Annotated in this window: 25 protein-coding genes and 1 pseudogene; 10 read left to right on the top strand and 16 right to left on the bottom strand. The window is 64.1% G+C overall.

All coding sequences use genetic code 11. The features are described from left to right. Positions 1–10: 10 nt before the first annotated feature. Both K8374_RS24635 and K8374_RS24640 read right to left on the bottom strand, forming a co-directional pair. Positions 11–685 (bottom strand): haloacid dehalogenase type II, encoded by a 675-nt coding sequence (locus tag K8374_RS24635; protein WP_021703071.1) that lies wholly within the window; start codon positions 683–685, stop codon positions 11–13. Between the two features lie 65 nt (positions 686–750). Continuing rightward, positions 751–1,449, bottom strand: a complete 699-nt coding sequence (locus K8374_RS24640; protein WP_021703072.1) for a glutathione S-transferase family protein — start codon at positions 1,447–1,449, stop codon at positions 751–753. Between the two features lie 101 nt (positions 1,450–1,550). On the opposite strand from K8374_RS24640, the gene K8374_RS24645 reads away from it, so the two are divergent. Together K8374_RS24645 and K8374_RS24650 are read left to right on the top strand one after the other, a co-directional pair. After that, positions 1,551–2,165 carry a TetR/AcrR family transcriptional regulator gene (locus tag K8374_RS24645; protein WP_034011914.1) on the top strand — a complete coding sequence of 205 codons (615 nt, stop codon included), beginning with the start codon at positions 1,551–1,553 and terminating at the stop codon, positions 2,163–2,165. Then, a complete protein-coding gene (locus K8374_RS24650) occupies positions 2,162–2,869 on the top strand; it encodes a glutathione binding-like protein (RefSeq protein WP_021703074.1) in 708 nt (235 codons plus the stop codon). The genes K8374_RS24645 and K8374_RS24650 overlap by 4 nt, the downstream gene beginning before the upstream one ends. Positions 2,870–3,011: 142 nt before the next feature. Here K8374_RS24650 and K8374_RS24655 read toward each other — a convergent pair whose 3' ends face one another. The 4 genes from K8374_RS24655 to K8374_RS24670 are packed head-to-tail and all read right to left on the bottom strand — an operon-like array spanning position 3,012 to position 5,364. Beyond that, complete coding sequence (locus K8374_RS24655; RefSeq protein ID WP_034011916.1) at positions 3,012–3,476, bottom strand: DoxX family protein; 465 nt, start codon at positions 3,474–3,476, stop codon at positions 3,012–3,014. A gap of 11 nt (positions 3,477–3,487) precedes the next feature. Next, on the bottom strand, positions 3,488–4,243 hold the full coding sequence (locus K8374_RS24660) for a DNA-binding domain-containing protein (protein ID WP_021703076.1): 756 nt from the start codon (positions 4,241–4,243) through the stop codon (positions 3,488–3,490). Further along, positions 4,240–5,073, bottom strand: coding sequence for a DUF692 domain-containing protein (locus K8374_RS24665; RefSeq protein WP_021703077.1), 834 nt, complete (start codon positions 5,071–5,073; stop codon positions 4,240–4,242). The genes K8374_RS24660 and K8374_RS24665 overlap by 4 nt, the downstream gene beginning before the upstream one ends. Before the next feature lie 18 nt (positions 5,074–5,091). Then, positions 5,092–5,364 carry a DUF2282 domain-containing protein gene (locus tag K8374_RS24670; RefSeq protein WP_021703078.1) on the bottom strand — a complete coding sequence of 91 codons (273 nt, stop codon included), beginning with the start codon at positions 5,362–5,364 and terminating at the stop codon, positions 5,092–5,094. Positions 5,365–5,706: 342 nt separating this feature from the next. On the opposite strand from K8374_RS24670, the gene K8374_RS24675 reads away from it, so the two are divergent. Then, positions 5,707–6,348, top strand: coding sequence for a DUF1109 domain-containing protein (locus tag K8374_RS24675; RefSeq protein WP_021703079.1), 642 nt, complete (start codon positions 5,707–5,709; stop codon positions 6,346–6,348). Between the two features lie 11 nt (positions 6,349–6,359). Here K8374_RS24675 and K8374_RS24680 read toward each other — a convergent pair whose 3' ends face one another. The 5 genes and pseudogenes from K8374_RS24680 to K8374_RS24695 form a co-directional block, all read right to left on the bottom strand. Beyond that, positions 6,360–7,064, bottom strand: coding sequence for an HD-GYP domain-containing protein (locus K8374_RS24680; protein WP_263498546.1), 705 nt, complete (start codon positions 7,062–7,064; stop codon positions 6,360–6,362). Continuing rightward, positions 6,995–7,249 (bottom strand): hypothetical protein, encoded by a 255-nt coding sequence (locus K8374_RS24685; protein WP_217989955.1) that lies wholly within the window; start codon positions 7,247–7,249, stop codon positions 6,995–6,997. The genes K8374_RS24680 and K8374_RS24685 overlap by 70 nt, the downstream gene beginning before the upstream one ends. A 40-nt stretch (positions 7,250–7,289) precedes the next feature. Further along, positions 7,290–8,171: a methyl-accepting chemotaxis protein gene (locus tag K8374_RS26640; RefSeq protein WP_370649567.1), complete on the bottom strand. Its 882-nt coding sequence runs from the start codon at positions 8,169–8,171 to the stop codon at positions 7,290–7,292. Between the two features lie 21 nt (positions 8,172–8,192). Further along, positions 8,193–9,221, bottom strand: a pseudogene (locus tag K8374_RS26645) (methyl-accepting chemotaxis protein); the annotation flags it as partial. 206 nt (positions 9,222–9,427) lie between these two features. Further along, on the bottom strand, positions 9,428–9,700 hold the full coding sequence (locus K8374_RS24695) for a DUF2282 domain-containing protein (protein WP_021703082.1): 273 nt from the start codon (positions 9,698–9,700) through the stop codon (positions 9,428–9,430). A 215-nt stretch (positions 9,701–9,915) separates the two neighbouring features. Between K8374_RS24695 and K8374_RS24700 the strand changes: the two genes are divergently transcribed. From K8374_RS24700 to K8374_RS24710, 4 genes are all read left to right on the top strand, one after another. Continuing rightward, a complete protein-coding gene (locus K8374_RS24700) occupies positions 9,916–10,497 on the top strand; it encodes a sigma-70 family RNA polymerase sigma factor (protein ID WP_034011917.1) in 582 nt (193 codons plus the stop codon). Beyond that, positions 10,484–11,125, top strand: coding sequence for a DUF1109 domain-containing protein (locus K8374_RS24705; protein ID WP_021703084.1), 642 nt, complete (start codon positions 10,484–10,486; stop codon positions 11,123–11,125). Before K8374_RS24700 ends, K8374_RS24705 begins: the two co-directional genes overlap by 14 nt. 770 nt (positions 11,126–11,895) lie before the next feature. Next, a complete protein-coding gene (locus K8374_RS26365) occupies positions 11,896–12,183 on the top strand; it encodes a helix-turn-helix transcriptional regulator (RefSeq protein WP_073656513.1) in 288 nt (95 codons plus the stop codon). Next, on the top strand, positions 12,176–12,433 hold the full coding sequence (locus tag K8374_RS24710; RefSeq protein WP_079392336.1) for a replication initiation protein: 258 nt from the start codon (positions 12,176–12,178) through the stop codon (positions 12,431–12,433). The genes K8374_RS26365 and K8374_RS24710 overlap by 8 nt, the downstream gene beginning before the upstream one ends. On the opposite strand, the gene K8374_RS24715 is transcribed toward K8374_RS24710, so the two are convergent. Beyond that, positions 12,387–13,313: a recombinase family protein gene (locus K8374_RS24715; RefSeq protein ID WP_004574516.1), complete on the bottom strand. Its 927-nt coding sequence runs from the start codon at positions 13,311–13,313 to the stop codon at positions 12,387–12,389. The two genes, K8374_RS24710 and K8374_RS24715, sit on opposite strands and share 47 nt — an antisense overlap. A 201-nt stretch (positions 13,314–13,514) precedes the next feature. On the opposite strand from K8374_RS24715, the gene K8374_RS24720 reads away from it, so the two are divergent. Genes K8374_RS24720 through K8374_RS24730 form a run of 3 tightly spaced genes read left to right on the top strand, consistent with a single transcriptional unit; the run spans position 13,515 to position 17,164 of the window. Further along, complete coding sequence (locus K8374_RS24720) at positions 13,515–13,754, top strand: ribbon-helix-helix domain-containing protein (protein ID WP_004574517.1); 240 nt, start codon at positions 13,515–13,517, stop codon at positions 13,752–13,754. Beyond that, positions 13,754–14,164, top strand: a complete 411-nt coding sequence (locus tag K8374_RS24725; protein WP_004574518.1) for a putative toxin-antitoxin system toxin component, PIN family — start codon at positions 13,754–13,756, stop codon at positions 14,162–14,164. The genes K8374_RS24720 and K8374_RS24725 overlap by 1 nt, the downstream gene beginning before the upstream one ends. 3 nt (positions 14,165–14,167) lie before the next feature. Further along, complete coding sequence (locus tag K8374_RS24730) at positions 14,168–17,164, top strand: Tn3 family transposase (protein WP_004574519.1); 2,997 nt, start codon at positions 14,168–14,170, stop codon at positions 17,162–17,164. Positions 17,165–17,301: 137 nt separating this feature from the next. On the opposite strand, the gene K8374_RS24735 is transcribed toward K8374_RS24730, so the two are convergent. From K8374_RS24735 to K8374_RS24750, 4 genes are all read right to left on the bottom strand, one after another. Then, complete coding sequence (locus tag K8374_RS24735) at positions 17,302–17,514, bottom strand: DUF3330 domain-containing protein (RefSeq protein ID WP_004574520.1); 213 nt, start codon at positions 17,512–17,514, stop codon at positions 17,302–17,304. 123 nt (positions 17,515–17,637) lie between these two features. Continuing rightward, positions 17,638–17,874, bottom strand: a complete 237-nt coding sequence (gene merE / locus K8374_RS24740; protein WP_004574521.1) for a broad-spectrum mercury transporter MerE — start codon at positions 17,872–17,874, stop codon at positions 17,638–17,640. Then, positions 17,867–18,229: a mercuric resistance transcriptional repressor MerD gene (gene merD, locus K8374_RS24745; protein ID WP_004574522.1), complete on the bottom strand. Its 363-nt coding sequence runs from the start codon at positions 18,227–18,229 to the stop codon at positions 17,867–17,869. Before merD ends, merE begins: the two co-directional genes overlap by 8 nt. Further along, on the bottom strand, positions 18,229–18,645 hold the full coding sequence (locus K8374_RS24750; protein ID WP_004574523.1) for a hypothetical protein: 417 nt from the start codon (positions 18,643–18,645) through the stop codon (positions 18,229–18,231). The genes merD and K8374_RS24750 overlap by 1 nt, the downstream gene beginning before the upstream one ends. Positions 18,646–18,653 lie beyond the last annotated feature (8 nt).

Genomic DNA, 18,653 nt, shown 5'->3' on the forward strand with positions numbered 1-18,653 from the left:
GCGGACAGCTTCAATCGAGCAGCCAGTCGCTCATCTCGCCCAGGTCACGTACTTCACGGGTCGGGGTGGCGCCCAATTCATCGAACACGGCCCCCTGACGATTGACCCAGCACACCGGAAAGCCGAAGTGCCGGGCGCCGGTCGCATCCCAACTGTTGGACGAGACGAACAGCAGCCTGTCCCTGGGGATGGCCATGGTTTGTTCGGCCAGGCTGTAGACGCGGTTGTCCGGCTTGAACACCTTGACCGTTTCGACACTGATCAGGTGGTCGAATGCCCAGCCCATGTCCGAGTGGCTGACGACCTGCTCGATGGAGTGGTGCGAGCCGTTGGAGGCGATGGCCATGGGCAGGCCGCTTGCTTTCAGCCGCCGCAAGGCCGCGGTCGTGTCCGGGTGGGGAGCCAGGTGCAGGTAGGCCTGGCCGAGCTGCCGCAGAGTGGTTTCATCCGTGGCGAGCCCCAGGTGCTTGCAGGTGTAGCGCAGGGCTTCTTCGGTTCGTTGCTCGAAGCTGGCATAGCGGCCCATGAGGCTGCTCAGCCAGGTGTATTCGAGCTGCTTCTGTCGCCACAGGCGGGAGATGGCCTCACCCTGGCCCGGGTAGGCGCTTTCGCAGGCCTGGACGACGGAGTGCACGTCGTACAACGTGCCGTAGAGATCAAAAACGATGCCTTCAATGGGTTGCATGCCACACCTCTCTGGGGATCGTGTCCGGGGGTCAGCGTGCGCTGGGCACGCTGACCCGGTGAGGCTTACGCCGGGTAGTTGGAGGGGAACAGCGCGCGGCGCATCTGCTCGTCGAGGTCTTTCTTGAAGGCGTGGTCCTTGCCCACTTCACGGGCACGGGCCGCCGCCGGGCGCGCATCGATGGCCTGGAACCAGCGCTGGATGTTGGGGTAGGCGGCCAGCGGGTCGCTTTCGCCCTTGAGCACGCGCGAGGCACGGTCGATCCAGCCCCAGGCTGAGATGTCCGCCAGGGTGTAGCTGTCGCCCACGATGTAGTCGCGCCCGGCGAGGTGCTCATCCAGCACCTGGTAGTGCCGTTCGGCTTCGCGCCGGTAACGGTTGATTGCATAGGGGATGCTCTCCGGCGCGGCATACTGGAAGTGCACGGCCTGGCCGGAGAACGGCCCGATACCCGTGGCGATGAACATCAGCCACGACAGCAGTTCGGGTTTGTCGGTCGGCGCGCCCATGAGCTGCCCGGTCTTTTCGCCGAGGTAGAGCAGGATGGCGGTCGAATCGAACACCCGTGCCTCGCGGCCACCGGGGCCTTCGCTGTCGACGATGGCCGGGACCTTGCCATTGGGGTTGATGGCCCGGAACTGCGCGGTGTGCTGTTCGCCCTTGCCGGTATCGAGAGGAACCAGCTGGTAGGGCAGCCCGGTTTCTTCCAGAAACAGGGCGACCTTGGCCGGGTTGGGCGTGGGGTGGTAGTAGAAATGAATCATGCGGGTGGGGTCCTGTCTTGTGTTTTAGATCGTTCGATCTAGAATAGGGCCGTCTACAGAAAAAGGGCAACACCTGTGTTGGCCTGGCAATGGGAGTACGGATGGCTCGGCCAAGAGAGTTCGATGAGAGGGCGGTGCTCGATGCAGCCGTTCAATGTTTCTGGGCCCGTGGCTATGAGGCCACTTCGGTGCGTGACCTGGCCCAGGGCATGGGGCTGACCAGTGCCAGCCTGTACAACGCTTTTGGCGACAAGCGCTCGCTGTATCGCCGTGCGCTGGACCATTACGTCGAAGAGGGTTTTGCCGACCGGGTGCGGCGATTCGAAGGCGTCCTGCCGCCGCGCCAGGCCATCGGGGCGTTCTTCGACGAGATACTCGAACGCTCGCTCAACGACCCCCAGCACAAGGGTTGCATGCTGGTGAATTCCGCCCTTGAGGCCTCACCGGACGACCCCGACTTCCAGCGCGCCGTGGCTGCTGTCCTGATACAGATCGAGGCCTTTTTCCGGCGCTGCGTGCTGGCCGGCCAGCACAGCGGCGCCATTACCTGCGCGCAGCCGGCGGACGATCTGGCGCGCCTGCTGCTGGGCATTCTCCTGGGCGTTCGCGTCCTGGCCCGAACGCGGCCGGAGCGTGAACTGCTCGAAGGCATGGTACGGCCAGCGCTGACCCTGCTTGACAGTCACTTGAACCTTCACGGGGACCACCAACGATGATCGAGCTCTACTACTGGCCAACACCCAACGGCCACAAGATCACCCTGTTTCTGGAAGAGGCCGGCCTGGACTACCGCATCCACCCGGTGGATATCAGCGCGGGCGACCAGTTCAAACCCGATTTCCTCGCGTTCTCGCCGAACAACCGCATGCCCGCCATCATCGACACTGCGCCGGCCGATGGCGGGGAAGCAGTGACGGTGTTCGAATCCGGCGCCATCCTGCTGTACCTGGCGGAAAAAACCGGGTTGTTCCTGCCCACCGACCTGCGTGGCCGCAAGACGGTGACGGAATGGCTGTTCTGGCAAATGGGCGGGCTTGGGCCGATGGCCGGGCAGAACCATCATTTCGGGATCTATGCACCGGAAAAGATCCCCTACGCGATCAACCGCTACGTCAACGAAACCAACCGCCTCTATGGCGTGCTGGATCGTCGCCTGGCGGACAGCACCTTCGTTGCCGGCGAGCAGTACAGCATTGCCGACATGGCGTGCTACCCCTGGATCGTGCCGTGGAAGAACCAGCAGCAGAACCTCGACGACTTCCCCCATGTGCGCCGCTGGTTCGAGGCCATCGCCCAGCGCCCGGCCACGGTCAGGGCCTACGCCAGGGGTGAGCCGTTCTCCAGCCGCCCGACGGTGACCGAGGCGGGCAAGAAGATCCTCTTCGGGCAGACGGCGGGCAATGTACCGGCCGGGCAATGAGCCCCTGAGCCTGCCGTACCTGCCGTAATAGCCTTGATGCATTCAGCCGTGGGCCTCGGTTCCTGCCCCTCTCTCATAAACGGTAGAGGGGCACGGAGCGCCCACGACCTGAAGCGCACAGCATTGCCTGCGCCAGTCGCATTCAGCGAATGCGCAGCAGCCTGTCCAGCGACCACGCCCCGGCGCCCCGGCCGATGATGACCAGCAGCAATCCGGCCCAGGACAGGTGCGTTGGCCAGGCATCGGGGTAGACGAATACCTGGATGACCGCAGTCATGCCCAGCAGCGCCAGGGCAGACAGGCGCGAGAACAGGCCGACGATCAGCAGCAGCGGAAACACATGCTCGGCATAGGTCGCCAGGTGGGCGGCCAGGTGCGGTGACAGCAGCGGCAGGGCGTATTCGCTACGAAACAGCTCATAGGTACCGGGGGTGATGGTCAACAGCCCCTCGACCTTGGTGCGCCCCGAGAGAAAGAAGATCGCCGCAACGCTGATGCGCGCCACCAGGCTGAGCGTCGAGTCGCTGATCAAGCAGGTCGCAACCTGGTCCCAGCGTTGACGCACTGTGGCGCGGCTGTTGTTGGACGACGGCTGGGTGATATCCATGGCTATTTCCTTCATGCAAGAACAAGGGGAGAGAACACGCGGGCACCCAGCAAGCGGCTGAGCAGGTCGGTAAAGTCCAGGTCGCCTTGCCGCTGCAAGGCCAGGGCCGAGGCCCGCTCCAGATCGTGTCCGGCAGCGCAGGCGTCCAGAAACACGCAGCCAGCGGGTTCGAGCGCGTGCCAGGTGACGCCATCGCAATGGCCCACCAGCAAAGCGCCTTCGCCCTGCCAGGGCAGGTTGTCAGGCAGGTCCACCCCTTCGCGGTTGCAGCGCCAGAGGCTGTAGATCGGTTGCTCGTCGAACCACCGCCAGCGTGCGCTGGCGCGCGGGCGCAGGTGACAGGTTGCCAGTGCCTCGGGCGACACGCCGGCCAGGCTGGCAAGTTCCAGCGCGGGCTCCTGCACGGCACAGAAGGCCTCTATCCACAGGTAGTCGAGTTGGGCCACCGGGCCCAGGTAGGGCAGCTCCCGGGCCGGCTCGAAGGCCGCGAGAAACGCGGGAAAGTCCGCCCCGTAGAAGATCAGGCGGGCATCGCTTGGTGCGCAGGCGTTGGCATGAACGACCGCCGCCGCGCGCAGCCAGTCACGGCCGACCAGGCGTTCGACGCTGGGGAAGTTGTCACACAGCGCCTCGACGCAGCCCTTGAGTACGGTATTGCGGTACACCTGAAAGCCGGGTTGCGCGGTGAGGGCGGACAGTTCCGGGGCGGCACGTACCTGCAAGGCCTCGATGAAGGCGTCCTGGAAGTGTTCGAGACGTCTGATCATTGCGTCGCTCCCAGTCGGTCGAGCATGGCCTGGGCGTGCGCGCGTTCGCCGAGCAATGCCGTGAACGCGGGTACGTTGTCATCGCGCTCGATCAGCGTCGGGCGCGGGCCGATGCGCTGGATCAAGCGCTGATACAGGGCCCAGACCGGGTCAGCGACCGGGGCGTCGTGGGAGTCGATGAGCAACGCACCGCCGGCGTCATGGCTGTGCCCCGCCAGATGAATCTCCGCGACGGCCTGGCCCGGGAAGCGATCGATGTAGGCGGCCGGATCAAAATCGATGTTGTGCGCGCTGACGTGCACGTTGTTGATGTCGAGCAGCAGGGCGCAACCAGTGCGCTGCGTCAGCTCGGTGAGAAAGTCGATTTCATCCCAGTCGTGGCCGTCCAGGTGCAGGTAATGGCTGGGATTTTCGATGGCAATGCTGCGCCCCAGGGCATCCTGGGTACGCTGTATGTTGTCTGCGATGCGTACCAGGGCCTCGTGGCTGCGCGGGAATGGCAACAGGTCCGGGTAATAGTGATTGCGCCAGGTGGACCAGGCGAGGTGTTCGGATACCAGCGCCGGTCGCACGTGGTCTGCCAGCCTGCGCAGGCGCTGGAGGTGCGTCGGGTCGGGGGCGGCGTCCGCCGCCAGGGACAGGGAGACCCCGTGCAGCGACAGCGGATGCCGTTCGCCCACCGCTTCCAGGTGGGCCAGGCGAGCACCGCCAACCATGTAGTTCTCTGGGTGGACCTCAAACCACAGCCCGGCTGCGCTGCAGTCCCGGGCGGCGTCGTAGTGCTCGGCCTTCAAACCAAGGCCGGCACCCAGTGGCATAGGAGCGTGCATGATCGGCGGCGCCTGCGCTCAGGACTTGATCGGCGTGAGCGAGCCCATGCCCTTGGGGGTCTTGATCGAGGTGCAGGTGCCTGCCGGGACGTTCTTCCAGGCATTGCCCTGGTAGTCGACCTTGGAGGTGCCGGCGCAGCTGGTGCCGGCACCGGCGGCGCAGTCGTTCTTGCCGGCCAGGGAGACGCCGTAGCATTTTTCCACGCTTGGCGTGGCCTGGTTGTCGGCCATGGCGGTGGATGCAATGGAGGCGAGGGCGAGTGCGGCGGTAGCGAGGGCGAAGCTTTTCATGGTGTATCTCCGTGAGAGGCTCAATGGCCGCCAGCGCAACGTGACGGTCCGACCAGTAATTCGCTCTGGCGGCGCACTTGGTTACAGCACATCGAATATTTCCTTCGACGTGCTCACGCTCGCCGCCTTGACGCCTGCCCATGCCCCGGGGGCGCAACCACCTGGTGCTACAGCGCGGGAAAATTCACCCAGGCTGTAACCGTTACCCCCTTGGCAGCGAACTACCTCCACAGGGCCTGGCCGGTGCCAACGGCACCGCGCTCGGCCGCACATGGCTTCGATGGCCGGGCGCCCGCTGGTGCCAAGGCCCGCTTGGCATCGGGTAGCAGAGGTAGTTGGACGATGAGGACTGACGAGCTGATTACCCTGCTGGCGACCGGTGTGCCGGCGGTCGACAAGCACCTGTTCGGCAAGCGCTTTGCCCTGGCGCTGGTGGTCAGTGTCCTGGGGGCCGCGTTGCTGATGACCCTGCTGTTCGGGGTACGTCCCGATCTGGCGCAGGTGGCTCGCTTGCCGCTTTTCTACGCCAAGCTGGCGTTGCCGGTCGCGTTGCTGCCGGGGGCGCTGTACCTGACGCGGCGCACCGCGTGTCCGGGCGGGCGGGTCGGCGGCGCCTGGGTCATGCTGTGCATACCGTTGCTGGTGCTGTGGTTGGCCAGTGCCTATACCCTGCTGGAGGCACCGCTGGCCGCCCGCTTGCCATTGACCCTGGGTAGAACCTGGAAGGGTTGCCCGTTCAAGATCCTGCTGCTCTCGCTCCCCGGTATCGTTGCCTTTTCCTGGGCGCTGCGCGGCCTGGCGCCCACCCGGCTGCCCCTGGCCGGGGCGGGTGCCGGTGCATTGGCCGGTACGCTGGCCACCCTGGTCTATTGCCTGCACTGCCCGGAAATGACCGTGCCGTTCTGGGGCGTCTGGTATGTGCTGGGCATGGCCCTGCCCACCGCATTGGGGGCGTTGCTGGGGCGTTGTGTGTTGCGCTGGTAGGGGCTGTCGGCTCAGGCCGGGCCACGGGCCGGGCTGAATTGCCGGGCCAGGCGGGCGAGCAGGTCGGTATCGGGTTGGGGCGCAAGGTCGTCCGGGCTGCCGGTTTGCCCGGTTGCACGCAGTGCCAGGGCAGCGTCCGGGGTGGGGCGAACCAACTCGTAGCCGCTGGCGCACGAAGGGCAGAAGACATGATCGCCCTCGACGTGAGCCTGCTGTAGGACCACGGTAGGGCCGCACATCGCGCAGCGACGCAGGGGAATGCCCGCGTCGGTATGCCCCATTACGGCGTCGAGCAGGCCCTCGTGCCCCAGTTCGATGAACAGGCGGCCATAGTGCGTATTGAACTGCGTGCCGAGGTTCTGACCGATGATGCCCAGCGCCCTGTCCAGCGGCATGCCCGGGCGGTAGGCGCGGGAGCTGGTCATGGCGTCGAAGGCGTCACAGATACCGGTAATGGCGGCCATCGTGGAAATATCCGCTGCGCCGAGCCCGTGGGGATAACCGCTGCCGTCTGGGGTTTCGTGGTGCGAGGCCACGGCATCCATCACCAGCGCGGCTATCGGATGGGTTTCGAGCATGCGCCGGCCGATTTCCGGGTGCGTGCGGATCACCGCGTATTCGTCATCGTTCAGCGGGCCGGGCTTTCTCAATATGGCATCCGGGATGCCGACCTTGCCCAGGTCGTGAACGAAACCACCCAGGGCAAGGCGCGCCACCTCCGCTGGTGCGAAGCCGCTTTTTTCGGCTTCAGCGCACAGTATTGGGCAACGCGCCAGAGATGGCCGCCGGTGTAGGGATCGCGGGCTTCCACGACCCAGGCCAGCGTCAGCAGGCTGGACAGCAAGGCTTCGTCGATGACAGGGCGCGCGGGGCGCTTGCCCAGCAAGTGGAGAATGTTCATAGGCGTTCCTTGGTCGGGCCGTATGGTTTCAGTCGAATGCCTAGAACGTGAAGTGCCGTATCAGCTCGTTCAGTTCTGCGCCCAGGCTGGAGAGCTCCTGGCTGGCCGAGGCGATGCGAGCACCCGCCTTGGTCGAGTTTTCGGTGATGCTGCGCACGGTGGTGATGTTTTCGTTGATATGCTCGGAAAGCTGTGTCTGCCGGTCTGCGGCGACGACGATCTGTTGGTTGGCCGCCTGGATCGACGCCACCGACTCACGGATTTCCTCGAGTACATGCCCGGCGCTGTGCGCAAGCTGCACGCTGGTGTGGCTCATGCTTTCGCTGCGCTCCATCAGCGTGGTGGCTTCCTGGGTGCCGGTGTGCAGGGCATGGACCAGCGCTTCGATTTCCCGCGTGGAACTCTGGGTGCGCTGCGCCAGCGCCCGCACTTCATCGGCGACCACGGCGAACCCGCGCCCCGATTCACCGGCGCGGGCGGCTTCGATTGCGGCATTGAGCGCCAGCAGGTTGGTCTTGTCGGCGACGTCACGAATCACGTTGAGTACACCACTGATGCGCTCGCCATCATGGCGCAGGCGGGCCATGGCCTGGTTGCACACCTGCACATTGCTGGCCAGGGCTTCGAATTGCTCGACCGCTTCTCTGATGACCCGGTCGCCCTCGACGCTGCGGGCTTCGGTGGTGATCGCCAACTGTGAGGCCTGGCGCGCGTCCTCGGCCACATGCCGGGCGCTGGCGACCATTTCGCCCATGGCCGTCGCCACCTGTTCGGTCTGGTGGCGCTGGTCGCTGAGCCCGGCACTGCTGCGGGTCGCCACGCCCGACAGGTCGGTCGCCGATACCGTCAGGCGTTCGGTGCTCGCACCGATATGGCCTATGATCTGCCTGAGATGACGCGCCATTTCCCGCATGGCATCCATCAACTGACCCAGTTCATCGTGCAGGCGATGGTCCAGGTTGCCGGTGAGGTCCCCGGCGGCGATGTGCCGTGCCAGGGCCAGGGCCCGATGCAGTTGCGGCACGATCTGCCGGGTGATCAGCCAGGCGGCGCCGAGGCCCAGCAGCAATGCCAGTGCCTGGGCCACCAGCAGTTCGCCATGGGCGGAGCGCACATCGGTATCGCGCCCCTGCACCTGTTGCTGGTAGGCGATCGTGGCGAGTCGTTGCAGCTCCTCGGAGTGTGCGAGCAGGGTCTGCTTCACCGATTCGCTCTGGCTCACGCTGCTTTGCAACTCCTTTACCCGGTCCTGGTAGGCCAGCACGGCCCGCAACCCTTCCACCAGTTGCGCCTGCAGGGTGTCGTTGGGTAGCCGCTCCCACAGTTCATTGCCGCGATTGCGTATGCTGTCGGCGGTCTGGGCCACCCGCTGTTCGCCTTCGGCTGTGGGGCGGGCGATGTAGCTCTGGACCTGCTCGCGCAGCCGGGAAATGATGGTTTCGAGCTCAACGATCATGCGCGCCCGCTCGATGCTCTGCGGGTCGCCGCCCGGCAGCAGGTCAAACAGTGCCTGGCGGACATTGCCGAAGTGCTGCTCGATGGCCTCGATGGCGGGGAGCATGGCCTTTTCTGCGCTTGTCGCCTGGTGGCGTGCCGTTACCAGCTTGTCGAATGCTTGTTCGTAGTCTCCCGCCACGGCGCTGATGTGATCCAGGGTTTCGCGGGCCTCGGGGCCCAGGCTGGCGCGGATTTCATTCACCCGCGCACCCAGCTTCTCGACCTCGCGGGTGTAGGCCTGGGCAGCACTGCTCTGGCCATTGCGGTCGAATTCGTTTTCCTTGAGGCGAACCGCCGCGATCAGGGTGGCGAGAGAGGCACTCTCGACCAGCGCTTCGCTGCGGTCGGTCAATTGATTGATGCTGCGCAGGGCGATCCCGGACAGCGTGATCGATAGCAGTAGCACCGCGCCAAAGCCCAGGGTCAATTTGCCATGGACTGACTTACCGAAGAACCGACCCACTACGGCGAACATGCTGAACGCTCCCTGATCGTTGAAACGGCCTGGCGCGTTGCCTGTCGTATCGGCAAGGCGTCAGGGAATACACAACGTTGGTGCTTGCATCCCGCCGGGCTGCGGCCTGCATGGGCGCAGCGTGGTGACGGGCAGGCGGTGCTAAAGCGGTGCGCCGGCCACGCCACGCATCGGTGCCGTGCGGGCGTGGTCGGCAACCCCGTGGGTCAGGACTTGATCGGCGTGAGCGAACCCATGCCCTTGGGGGTCTTGATCGAGGTGCAGGTGCCTGCCGGGACGTTCTTCCAGGCATTGCCCTGGTAGTCGACCTTGGAGGTGCCGGCGCAACTGGTGCCGGCACCGGCGGCGCAGTCGTTCTTGCCGGCCAGGGACACGCCGTAGCATTTTTCCACGCTTGGCGTGGCCTGGTTGTCGGCCATGGCGGTGGATGCAATGGAGGCGAGGGCGAGTGCGGCGGTAGCGAGGGCGATGCTTTTCATGGCATATCTCCGTAATGGACTGGATGGCCGTCAGCTCGGTGTGACGGTCCGACAGGTAATTCGTCGTAGCAGTCGATACGGTTACAGCGCGGCAGAAAAATGTTGAGATTTCTTTCGGTGCACCTGCGCCGATTGAAACCTTTGGCGTTGCGGCCGATATGATGCAGTCTGGGCTCAATGAAAAATATCCACCTGCGGTGTAACTAAGGCGGCCAATGGAGCGAACTACAAGCTATGAGGTCATGGCCACGCGCGAAGAGCGCCTGCAGTCATTGCTTCTGGGTGGGTTGGCAGGCGACGAGGCCGCATACCGCGAATTCCTCACCGCGCTCAGTTCGCACCTGCGCGGTTTCCTTCGCCGACGCCTGGCGCAGCGCCCGGGAGAGGTCGAGGACCTGTTGCAAGAGGTACTGCTGGCCGTGCACAACGCAAGGCACACCTATCGCGCCGAACAGCCGCTGACCGTGTGGGTGCAGGCGATCGCCCGCTACAAGCTGGCCGATCACTTCCGTGCGTTCGCCCGCCGCGATGCGCTGTCCGATTCGCTGGACGAAGACATGTTCGAGGTGGAGGATAGCCGCCCGGCGGAGGCCCGGCGTGATCTGGGCAAGCTGTTACAGCACCTGCCCGAGCGTCAGCGTCTGCCCATCATTCATGTGAAACTGGAAGGCCGTTCGGTAGAGGAAACGGCTCAACTGACCGGTCTTTCCAGTTCTGCGGTCAAGGTAGGTATCCATCGCGGCCTGAAAGCGCTGGCGATGGTGATCAGAGGTAAACAGAGCCATGAAAACGGATGACCTGATTTCCATGCTTGCTGCGGGTGAGCCTGCAATGGACAGGCTGGCCATGGCCAAGCGTTTCGCCCTGGCACTGCTCGTCGGCGGTGTCGCGGCAGTTGTGCTGATGGCGTTGTATTTCGGGGTGCGGCCAGACCTGGCCGAAGTGGCGCGCACACCGGTGTTCTGGGCCAAGCTCGCCTTGCCCGGGAGTCTCGCCCTGGGCTCGTTGTGGCTTTCCACGCGCCTGGCTCGGCCGGGTGTCGAAGGCGGTGCGGCCTGGGCGTCGCTGTGTCTGCCCATCATCGTTGTGTGGCTGGCCGCGATAGCGGCCCTGTGGCAAGCACCGACCGAGGCACGCATGCCCATGCTGCTGGGCATAAGCTGGAAAGAATGCCCATTCAACATCGCGATGCTTTCCGTGCCGGGTTTTATCTCGGTGTTCTGGGCCTTGCGTGGCCTGGCCCCGACCCGTCTGCGCCTGGCAGGCGCAGGCGGCGGCCTGCTTGCCGGCTCCACCGCAACCCTGGCCTACTGCCTGCACTGCCCGGAAATGGAGGTACCGTTCTGGGGCGTCTGGTACCTGTCCGGCATGCTGCTGCCCGCCCTGTTCGGCGCTATCGTCGGCCCCTACCTGCTGCGCTGGTAACGAACCCGCCCGGCGCACACCTGCTGCCGGGCCAGGGCGCCGGGGCTGCGCAGGCGCGATGAACACGGCGGCAGGGCTTGAATGACGCCGCCCCTTGGGCTCACCCTTTGCACCTGCCAGAAACCACCACCCACCCGCAGGAACCCCGATGCAACCCACGCCTCCCCAGCTGATCCGCGAAACCTTCCCCGTCGGGCCTTTGCAGTGCAACTGCAAAGCCTGGCGTCATGCCGGGGCCTTAAAGTACAGCCTGTAAGCGTTAAATCCCTTTATTTCCCTGGGCTGCGTCGGCGCTCTCGATAATCGTCGATCACGCTGAATCATCATTATTCACAGCTTCAGTGTGACAAAAGTGTGCCATGGTGGTTGCGCGGATGACTGCCAATGATTAGTCTGAATACGAACGCGCCGGCGAGGTACGAGAAATGCCCTGGCCTGAGGCCCCCCACTATCTGTTAATGGTGTGGCAGCCGATGAAGGTTAGCAGGGTCCCTCGGCCCGGCACCGTGGCAGTAGTAAGCGGACGAGACTGTCACGGAAGAAAGGATGCCCTCTCTCGGGGGTAATCGCCTGATTGACACCAAGCTACCGGCATTGATGGGGCCGGAAAATAATCGGCGCGGTGCGGAGGAAAGCGTGGGCGACTGTGGGTACAACCCCGCGTCTGGATGATCGCATCCTGGAACTGAAGCAGCAGTTCCACTTGCTCAATCACCAGCGCTGCCGTGGACCCATCCAAACCTGACCTTCTGGTCGGGCGAGGATGAATCATGTCGCTCGAAAAGCTTCTCACCGTTACTGATCTCGCTGAGATCCTAGGCCGGTCTACCGGCACCATCAAAAACCAGCATTCAAAGAATCCCTCGCGCTTGCCTCCTGTTTGCCGCATTCCTGGTGCAGGCAGACTATTGTGGCGTCGTGCGGATGTTGAGAGTTGGCTGCAGCTGCATGTTGTTCAACTCGACTTAATTGACTCTGCTGGGCCTGTCGCAAAACGAAAGCCTGGTCGACCTCGGAAGTCCGAGCGAATGACTCAGCGAGGAGGCACTTATGCATAAGTGCCATAAGGTCACAAAGTCCAATAGCCTGATCGCAGCAAGCTATAGATTAACTCTCAATGAACATCGCCTAGTCTTGGCTGCTATTAGTCAGATTGATCCCAGAAAACCGTTACCTCGTCCTATTCGGGTTTGCGCTCATGATTTTGCAGAGTTGTATGATGGGGTTTGGGGAGCAATGGAACAGAAAGTGCACTTAAGCCCTACCAGCGCCGTTCAGAGCCTTCTTCCCAGGCATCGGCTTCGATAAAGCAGTTGCGCATGTCGGCTTCCTGGCTGATCTCGGTCAGCAAGTCATGCACGGTCTTGTCCAGCTCATCGTCGCTCCGATACGGAATGGCCAGTTCGTAGTTGCCCGACTCCAGCCGTTTCATACTGTAGGGCTCCAAGCAGTAGCGCTCGATATTTTCCTTGGCCCGTTTCCGGCCGCGAACGAACTTGCTGTTGTTCACCACCGCCAGGCGCAGCGTGACGGTGGCCACCTGCTCGGCGGCGGGCTCTGCCGGCGACGCGACATTGCGTTGCTGACCTCGCGGCTGGGCGCTCTTCTGGTGTGCGCCGATCTCAACACCACGATGGCGCAGGTAGCTGTACAGCGTGCTCTTGGAGATGTGTAACTTCTCGCCGATGGCGCTGACGCTCAGGCGGCCCTCGCGGTACAGCGTCTCGGCCGCCATGGAGGTGGCCTCGGCCTTGGCTGGGAGGCCCTTGGGACGGCCACCGATCCGGCCCCGCGCCCGCGCGGCCGACAAACCCGCCTGAGTCCGCTCGCGGATCAGCTCGCGCTCGAACTCGGCCAGCGAGGCAAACAGGTTGAACACCAAGCGACCTTGGGCGTGGGTGGTGTCGATTGGGTCATTCAGGCTCTGCAAGCCGACCTTGCGCTCTGCCAGCTCGCCGACCAGCTCGACCAGGTGTTTGAGGGAGCGCCCGAGGCGATCCAGCTTCCAGATCACCACGGTGTCGCCCGCTCGAACATGGGCTAGCAACTTGTCCAACTCCGGCCGGGCGCTTTTCGCGCCGCTGGCGATGTCTTGATAGATGCGTTCGCACCCGGCCTGTTTCAGGGCATCGACCTGGAGGTCGGCGTTCTGATCCCGAGTGCTCACCCGCGCATAACCGATCTTCATCAAAAGTACCGTTTACTCGACTACGTTAGTAATAGTTGAACTTTGATTAAGCGTACCAGTTATTTGAACCGTAGCGCAGGTAGGTTAACCAGCCGATTCCTGTCCACTTAAAGTTCGGCAAAACGAAGGTTTTTTTGAACCATTGCATAGCCCTTTGTGATTGGCGTATAAACACACAAACACCTACTAGCGGGGAACGCCATGAATACGATTCGCTGGAATGTCGCCGTCTCGGCCGACACCGACCAGTCGCTTCGGATGTTTCTGGCCAGCCAGGGCGGTGGCCGGAAAGGCGACCTGTCGCGCTTCATTGAAGAGGCGGTGCGGGCCCACATCCTGGAACTGACGGCCGAACAGGCCAAGGCCGCTAATGCCCATCTGAGCGAGGCAGAGCTGACCGAAGCGGTTGACGAAGCGCTCGACTGGGCACGTAAGCGCTGATGCGGGTCGTGTTGGATACCAACATCCTGTTCAGCGCACTGATCTCGCCGCATGGCGCGCCCGATGCGATCTACCGTGCCTGGCGGGCGGCGCGTTTCGAGGTAGTGACCTCGCGGATGCAGCTCGATGAAATCCGCCGAGCCAGCCGCTACCCCAAGCTCCAGGCCATCCTTCAGCCCGCCAAAGTGGGAGCCATGATCAATAACCTGCAACGGGCTGTGGTACTGGAGCGTCTGACCATCGAGGTCGAAGCCGATGATCCGGATGACTCGTTTCTGCTGGCCATGGCCCTGGCAGGCGATGCGGACTACCTGGTGACCGGTGATCGCCGCGCCGGCCTGCTGCAACGCGGGCACATCGAACGCACGCGGATTGTCACGCCCGCCGTGTTCTGCGCCGAGGTGCTGTGATCGATGCCGGTCGGTTTTCTGACCCAGGAGCAACGCGACGGTTTTGGCCGCTATGTCGATGCCCCCAGTCGTGAGGAGCTGGAACGCTACTTCCACCTGAGCGACGACGACCACAAAATCCTCCTACCGCTGCGCGGCGAGCACAACCGCCTTGGCTACGCCACCCAACTGACCAGCATCCGCTACCTGGGCACTTTTCCCGACGACTTTTCAGCCGTCCCCCAAGAGGTGCTGCAAGCGCTCAGTCGCCAGTTAGGCATTACCGATCCAACTTGTATCCTGGCCTATGCCGAAACCCGCCAACGTCAACGTCATGCCGCCGAGATTCAGGAGCGTTACGGCTATCGGGTGTTTGCTGATTCCAGCGTCGGCTTTCGACTTGCCCGCTGGCTGTATGCGCTCTGTTGGACAGGGACAGATCGTCCTGGCGAGTTGTTCAATCGGGCGACGACCTGGTTGCTGACGCACAAGGTTTTACTGCCCGGCGTCACCGTTCTGGAACGGTTCATCGCCCAACTGCGCAGCCGGGTCGAAGAACGCCTCTGGCTAACCCTTGGCCGCAGTGTGAGCGAGGCGCAACGGCAGCAGCTACAGGACTTGCTGCTGGTCGCCGAAGGCAACCGCAGTTCCCGGCTGGATCAACTGCGCTCCGGCCCGGTGATGGTCAGTGGCCCCGCACTGATTCGGGCGCTGCGCCGGCTTGATGACGTGCGCGGCATCGGCATCGCCTTGCCAGCGGCGGCGCACATCCCGCCCAGCCGTATCGCGGCCCTGGCTCGCTTCGCCAACACCGCCAAGGTCACGGCGATCAACCGGCTGCCGGCGTCGCGGCGGATGGCGACACTGGTGGCGTTCGCCCTGTGCCTGGAGGCCACCGCGCACGACGACGCCCTGGAGGTCCTGGAAGCGCTGTTACGCGACCTGTTCAGCAACGCGGAGAAGGCCGACAAGAAAGCCCGCATGCGCAGCCTGAAAGACCTGGATCGCTCGGCGGCGACGCTCGCCGCCGCGTGCAAGGTCGTGCTGGACAGCTCAATCAGCGATGACAACGTGCGCGCCCGGCTGTTCAACGACCTGCCGAGGGCCTCGCTGGAGAAAGCCCTGGAAGATGTCAATGCGCTGATCCGCCCGGTTGACGATGTGTATTTTCTCGCCCTGGAGGCGCGCTACCGCAGTGTGCGCCGTTTCCTGCCCGACCTGCTCAAGCACATCCGCTTCGGCTTCAGCCCGGCCGGCAAAGGCGTGGTCGCCGGCCTGGATTGGTTGCAGCTGAACCTGCCCCGCCGGAAACCGGAGGATGACGCGCCGCAGGAGATCGTGGCCAAGGCTTGGCAGAAGCACATTACCCGCGAGGATGGCTCCCTCGACATGGGCGCCTATGTGTTCTGCACGCTCGATGCGCTGCGCACGGCCCTGCGCCGGCGCGACGTGTTCGTCTCGCCCAGTTGGCGCTATGCCGACCCGCGTCTCGGCCTGCTCGACGGTGCCGAATGGCTGGCGGCGCGGCCGATCATCTGCCGCTCGCTGGGCCTGACCATTGACGCCGGCACCACCTTGGATGCGCTGAGCGCCGAGTTGGATGCGACCTGGCAGGCGGTCGCGGCCCGCCTACCCGACAACCCCGCGATCCAGCTGAGCGAGAACGCCGAGGGCAAGACCGAGCTCTCGCTCGGCACACTGGACAAGCTGGAGGAGCCGAACTCGCTGCTGCAACTGCGAGCAGCCGTGGCTGATCTGATGCCGCGTGTCGATCTGCCGGAAATCCTCTTGGAAATCGCCGCTCGCACCGGCTTCGCCGAGGCCTTCACCCATGTGTCCGAGCGCAATGCGCGGGCCGACAACCTGGTCACCAGCCTCTGCGCGGTGCTGCTGGGTGGGGCCTGCAACACCGGCCTGGAGCCGCTGATCCGCACCGACAATCAGGCGCTACGCCGCGACCGGCTGTCCTGGGTCAGCCAGAACTATATCCGTGACGACACGCTGTCAGTGGCAAACGCCATTCTGGTGGGGGCGCAGAGCCAACTGGAGCTGGCCCAGGTCTGGGGCGGCGGCGAGGTCGCCTCCGCCGATGGCATGCGCTTCGTGGTACCGGTGCGCACCGTGCATGCTGGCCCCAACCCGAAGTATTTCGGCACCGGCCGGGGCGTCACCTGGTACAACTTGATTTCCGATCAGTTCTCCGGCCTCAACGCCATCACCGTGCCCGGCACCCTGCGCGACAGCCTGGTGCTGCTGGCCGTGGTGCTGGAACAGCAGACCGAGTTGCAGCCGACGCAGATCATGACCGACACCGGGGCCTACAGCGATGTGGTGTTTGGGCTGTTCCGCCTGCTCGGCTACCACTTCAGCCCGCGCCTGGCCGACGTCGGCGGTACCCGTTTCTGGCGCACGCGCCCGGAGGCGGATTACGGCAAACTCAACGGCCTGGCCCGGCAGTCGGTCAAGCTCGATCTGATCGCCGAGCACTGGGACGACCTGCTACGCCTGGCCGGCTCGCTCAAGCTCGGCCGAGTGCCGGCCACCGGCATCATGCGCACCCTGCAAACAGGGGATCGTCCCACCCGCCTGGCCCAGGCGCTGGCTGAGTTCGGTCGCATCGAGAAGACCTTGCACACCCTGACCTACATCGACGACGAGTCCAAGCGCCGCGCCACCCTGACCCAGCTGAACCGGGGCGAAGGCCGCCACAGCCTGGCCCGCGCCGTGTTCCACGGCAAACGCGGCGAGCTGCGCCAGCGCTACCGCGAAGGCCAGGAGGACCAGCTCGGCGCCCTCGGCCTGGTGGTGAACATCATCGTGCTGTGGAACACCCTCTACATGACGGCGGCCGTAGAACGGCTCAGGCAGCACGGCTACCCGGTGCTGGAGGAGGATGTCGCGCGGCTCTCGCCACTGATCCACGAGCACATCAACATGCTGGGCCGTTACTCCTTCGCGGTGCCGGAAGAGGTTACCCGCGGCGAACTGCGGCCGCTGCGCAATCCGGACGACGACCAGTAGGTGTAACGGCCTGGGTTCGAAATCGGCCGGGCACCGCACTCGATGCCACTTCCAGCTCAGACGGATTGCGACTGACGGAGTCCTCGGGCTCACGCTTTCTGCGACCAGCAAGAGCCACTTTTCCGGTGCAGCGCGAATTAGCCGTCCTGACGGGTACTGACCTTTTGTGTGCAGGGGTGATCAGGCTCGGATGCCGCCCTCTTATCTGCTCGCGACATGAAACGCTGATAGCACTCCAGGCCACAGAAGTGCACGACATACTCGGAACCTTCCGGCGTCAGTGCGGCGTCAAGGGGAATGTCCTTGCAGCATTCGCAGCAGCTGATGGTGGAGGTGTTGTTTGTGTTCATGATGGGGGTTCCTCCATCGTCCAAGAAAACCTAGCAACGCTTTCCCCCCGTGACTGAGCGCCGATCGACCTGCAGCCTCCCTGCCCAACTCGGCAGTGGTGGTCGCGCCGTGCTCCGAGCGGGTCACGGTCGCTTCCGAAAGGCCTGCAATGCCGCTCGCAGGAAGAGGATGAAGAAAACCGCCAGCACGAGCGTCGCGAGGCTCCACTGCTCGCTGACGAACGCGCCGGCCGCTGTCCCCGAAAGCAGCAATGCCAGCACCGGCAGATGGCAAGGGCAGGTGAGCGCGGCGAGCACGCCCCAGGTGTAAGCACGCCAGCGGAAGACCTTGCTTGACTCAACGTGATCGGCGTTACGCATAGGCAGAACCTTCGCCGGCGCAATGAGTCAGCCCGGCCAGCTGGGTTGCCACTGCGGCTAAGGCCGCCTGCCGTGCCGTGACTAGCCGGAGCAGGCACTCGACGCAGCCGATCAAGTCGGCGCCATCGTCCGCATCGAGCGCCCGGCAGAGCCGTGCCAATTCGTCGAGCCCGATACCAGACTCGAAGGCGGCGCGCACGAAGCGCAGACGCGCCAGGGACCGCTCATCGAAAATGCCGTAACCGCTCTCCGTGCGCCGCGCGGGGTGCAGCAAGCCACGCAGCACATAGTCGCGCACCACATGCACGCTGACGCCCGCGTCCTCGGCCAGTCTGGATATGGTGTAGGCATTCATCACCGACACTCCCGGTCTTCCCCGCAAACTAGGGCGCTCAGATATTTCCTTCCGGCTAGGCGTTCAGGTAGCCAGATGAGCAATGGCGTAACCCCTAGTGCCAGGAGCAACCACAGCCGGGAGTGATACTCGCCGTTTGGGGCAAACCCATAAGCCAGCAGCGCACCCAGCGCGAGCATCAGGAAATACGGCCCGGTGATGTAGCAGTGAAGGCGGCGACAGCGCGCGGCGTTGACCAGGCAGGCGCCGCCCATCACGAGTAGCGCGGCGCTCGCTGCCAGGAACAACGCAGGGCGTCGATCCGCCAGAACAAGCGCTATGGTCGCCACGACGGCAGGCAGCCCCCATAAGCTGATTACCTGCCAGGTCTTGCGCAGGCTGTCGCGACTGCCGAGATCGCTTGCCGTGTCGTTCATGCTTCAAC

The organism is Pseudomonas sp. p1(2021b) (assembly GCF_020151015.1).
Classification (GTDB): Bacteria; Pseudomonadota; Gammaproteobacteria; order Pseudomonadales; family Pseudomonadaceae; genus Aquipseudomonas; species Aquipseudomonas putida_K.

What these genes read in the sequence shown, in the direction of transcription:
- K8374_RS24635 (WP_021703071.1), bottom strand. Translation starts at nt 685, where the DNA reads ATGCAACCCATTGAAGGCATCGTTTTTGATCTCTACGGCACGTTGTAC.
- K8374_RS24640 (WP_021703072.1), bottom strand. Translation starts at nt 1,449, where the DNA reads ATGATTCATTTCTACTACCACCCCACGCCCAACCCGGCCAAGGTCGCC.
- K8374_RS24645 (WP_034011914.1), top strand. Translation starts at nt 1,551, where the DNA reads ATGGCTCGGCCAAGAGAGTTCGATGAGAGGGCGGTGCTCGATGCAGCC.
- K8374_RS24650 (WP_021703074.1), top strand. Translation starts at nt 2,162, where the DNA reads ATGATCGAGCTCTACTACTGGCCAACACCCAACGGCCACAAGATCACC.
- K8374_RS24655 (WP_034011916.1), bottom strand. Translation starts at nt 3,476, where the DNA reads ATGGATATCACCCAGCCGTCGTCCAACAACAGCCGCGCCACAGTGCGT.
- K8374_RS24660 (WP_021703076.1), bottom strand. Translation starts at nt 4,243, where the DNA reads ATGATCAGACGTCTCGAACACTTCCAGGACGCCTTCATCGAGGCCTTG.
- K8374_RS24665 (WP_021703077.1), bottom strand. Translation starts at nt 5,073, where the DNA reads ATGCACGCTCCTATGCCACTGGGTGCCGGCCTTGGTTTGAAGGCCGAG.
- K8374_RS24670 (WP_021703078.1), bottom strand. Translation starts at nt 5,364, where the DNA reads ATGAAAAGCTTCGCCCTCGCTACCGCCGCACTCGCCCTCGCCTCCATT.
- K8374_RS24675 (WP_021703079.1), top strand. Translation starts at nt 5,707, where the DNA reads ATGAGGACTGACGAGCTGATTACCCTGCTGGCGACCGGTGTGCCGGCG.
- K8374_RS24685 (WP_217989955.1), bottom strand. Translation starts at nt 7,249, where the DNA reads ATGAACATTCTCCACTTGCTGGGCAAGCGCCCCGCGCGCCCTGTCATC.
- K8374_RS26640 (WP_370649567.1), bottom strand. Translation starts at nt 8,171, where the DNA reads ATGGATGCCATGCGGGAAATGGCGCGTCATCTCAGGCAGATCATAGGC.
- K8374_RS24695 (WP_021703082.1), bottom strand. Translation starts at nt 9,700, where the DNA reads ATGAAAAGCATCGCCCTCGCTACCGCCGCACTCGCCCTCGCCTCCATT.
- K8374_RS24700 (WP_034011917.1), top strand. Translation starts at nt 9,916, where the DNA reads ATGGAGCGAACTACAAGCTATGAGGTCATGGCCACGCGCGAAGAGCGC.
- K8374_RS24705 (WP_021703084.1), top strand. Translation starts at nt 10,484, where the DNA reads ATGAAAACGGATGACCTGATTTCCATGCTTGCTGCGGGTGAGCCTGCA.
- K8374_RS26365 (WP_073656513.1), top strand. Translation starts at nt 11,896, where the DNA reads ATGTCGCTCGAAAAGCTTCTCACCGTTACTGATCTCGCTGAGATCCTA.
- K8374_RS24710 (WP_079392336.1), top strand. Translation starts at nt 12,176, where the DNA reads ATGCATAAGTGCCATAAGGTCACAAAGTCCAATAGCCTGATCGCAGCA.
- K8374_RS24715 (WP_004574516.1), bottom strand. Translation starts at nt 13,313, where the DNA reads ATGAAGATCGGTTATGCGCGGGTGAGCACTCGGGATCAGAACGCCGAC.
- K8374_RS24720 (WP_004574517.1), top strand. Translation starts at nt 13,515, where the DNA reads ATGAATACGATTCGCTGGAATGTCGCCGTCTCGGCCGACACCGACCAG.
- K8374_RS24725 (WP_004574518.1), top strand. Translation starts at nt 13,754, where the DNA reads ATGCGGGTCGTGTTGGATACCAACATCCTGTTCAGCGCACTGATCTCG.
- K8374_RS24730 (WP_004574519.1), top strand. Translation starts at nt 14,168, where the DNA reads ATGCCGGTCGGTTTTCTGACCCAGGAGCAACGCGACGGTTTTGGCCGC.
- K8374_RS24735 (WP_004574520.1), bottom strand. Translation starts at nt 17,514, where the DNA reads ATGAACACAAACAACACCTCCACCATCAGCTGCTGCGAATGCTGCAAG.
- merE (WP_004574521.1), bottom strand. Translation starts at nt 17,874, where the DNA reads ATGCGTAACGCCGATCACGTTGAGTCAAGCAAGGTCTTCCGCTGGCGT.
- merD (WP_004574522.1), bottom strand. Translation starts at nt 18,229, where the DNA reads ATGAATGCCTACACCATATCCAGACTGGCCGAGGACGCGGGCGTCAGC.
- K8374_RS24750 (WP_004574523.1), bottom strand. Translation starts at nt 18,645, where the DNA reads ATGAACGACACGGCAAGCGATCTCGGCAGTCGCGACAGCCTGCGCAAG.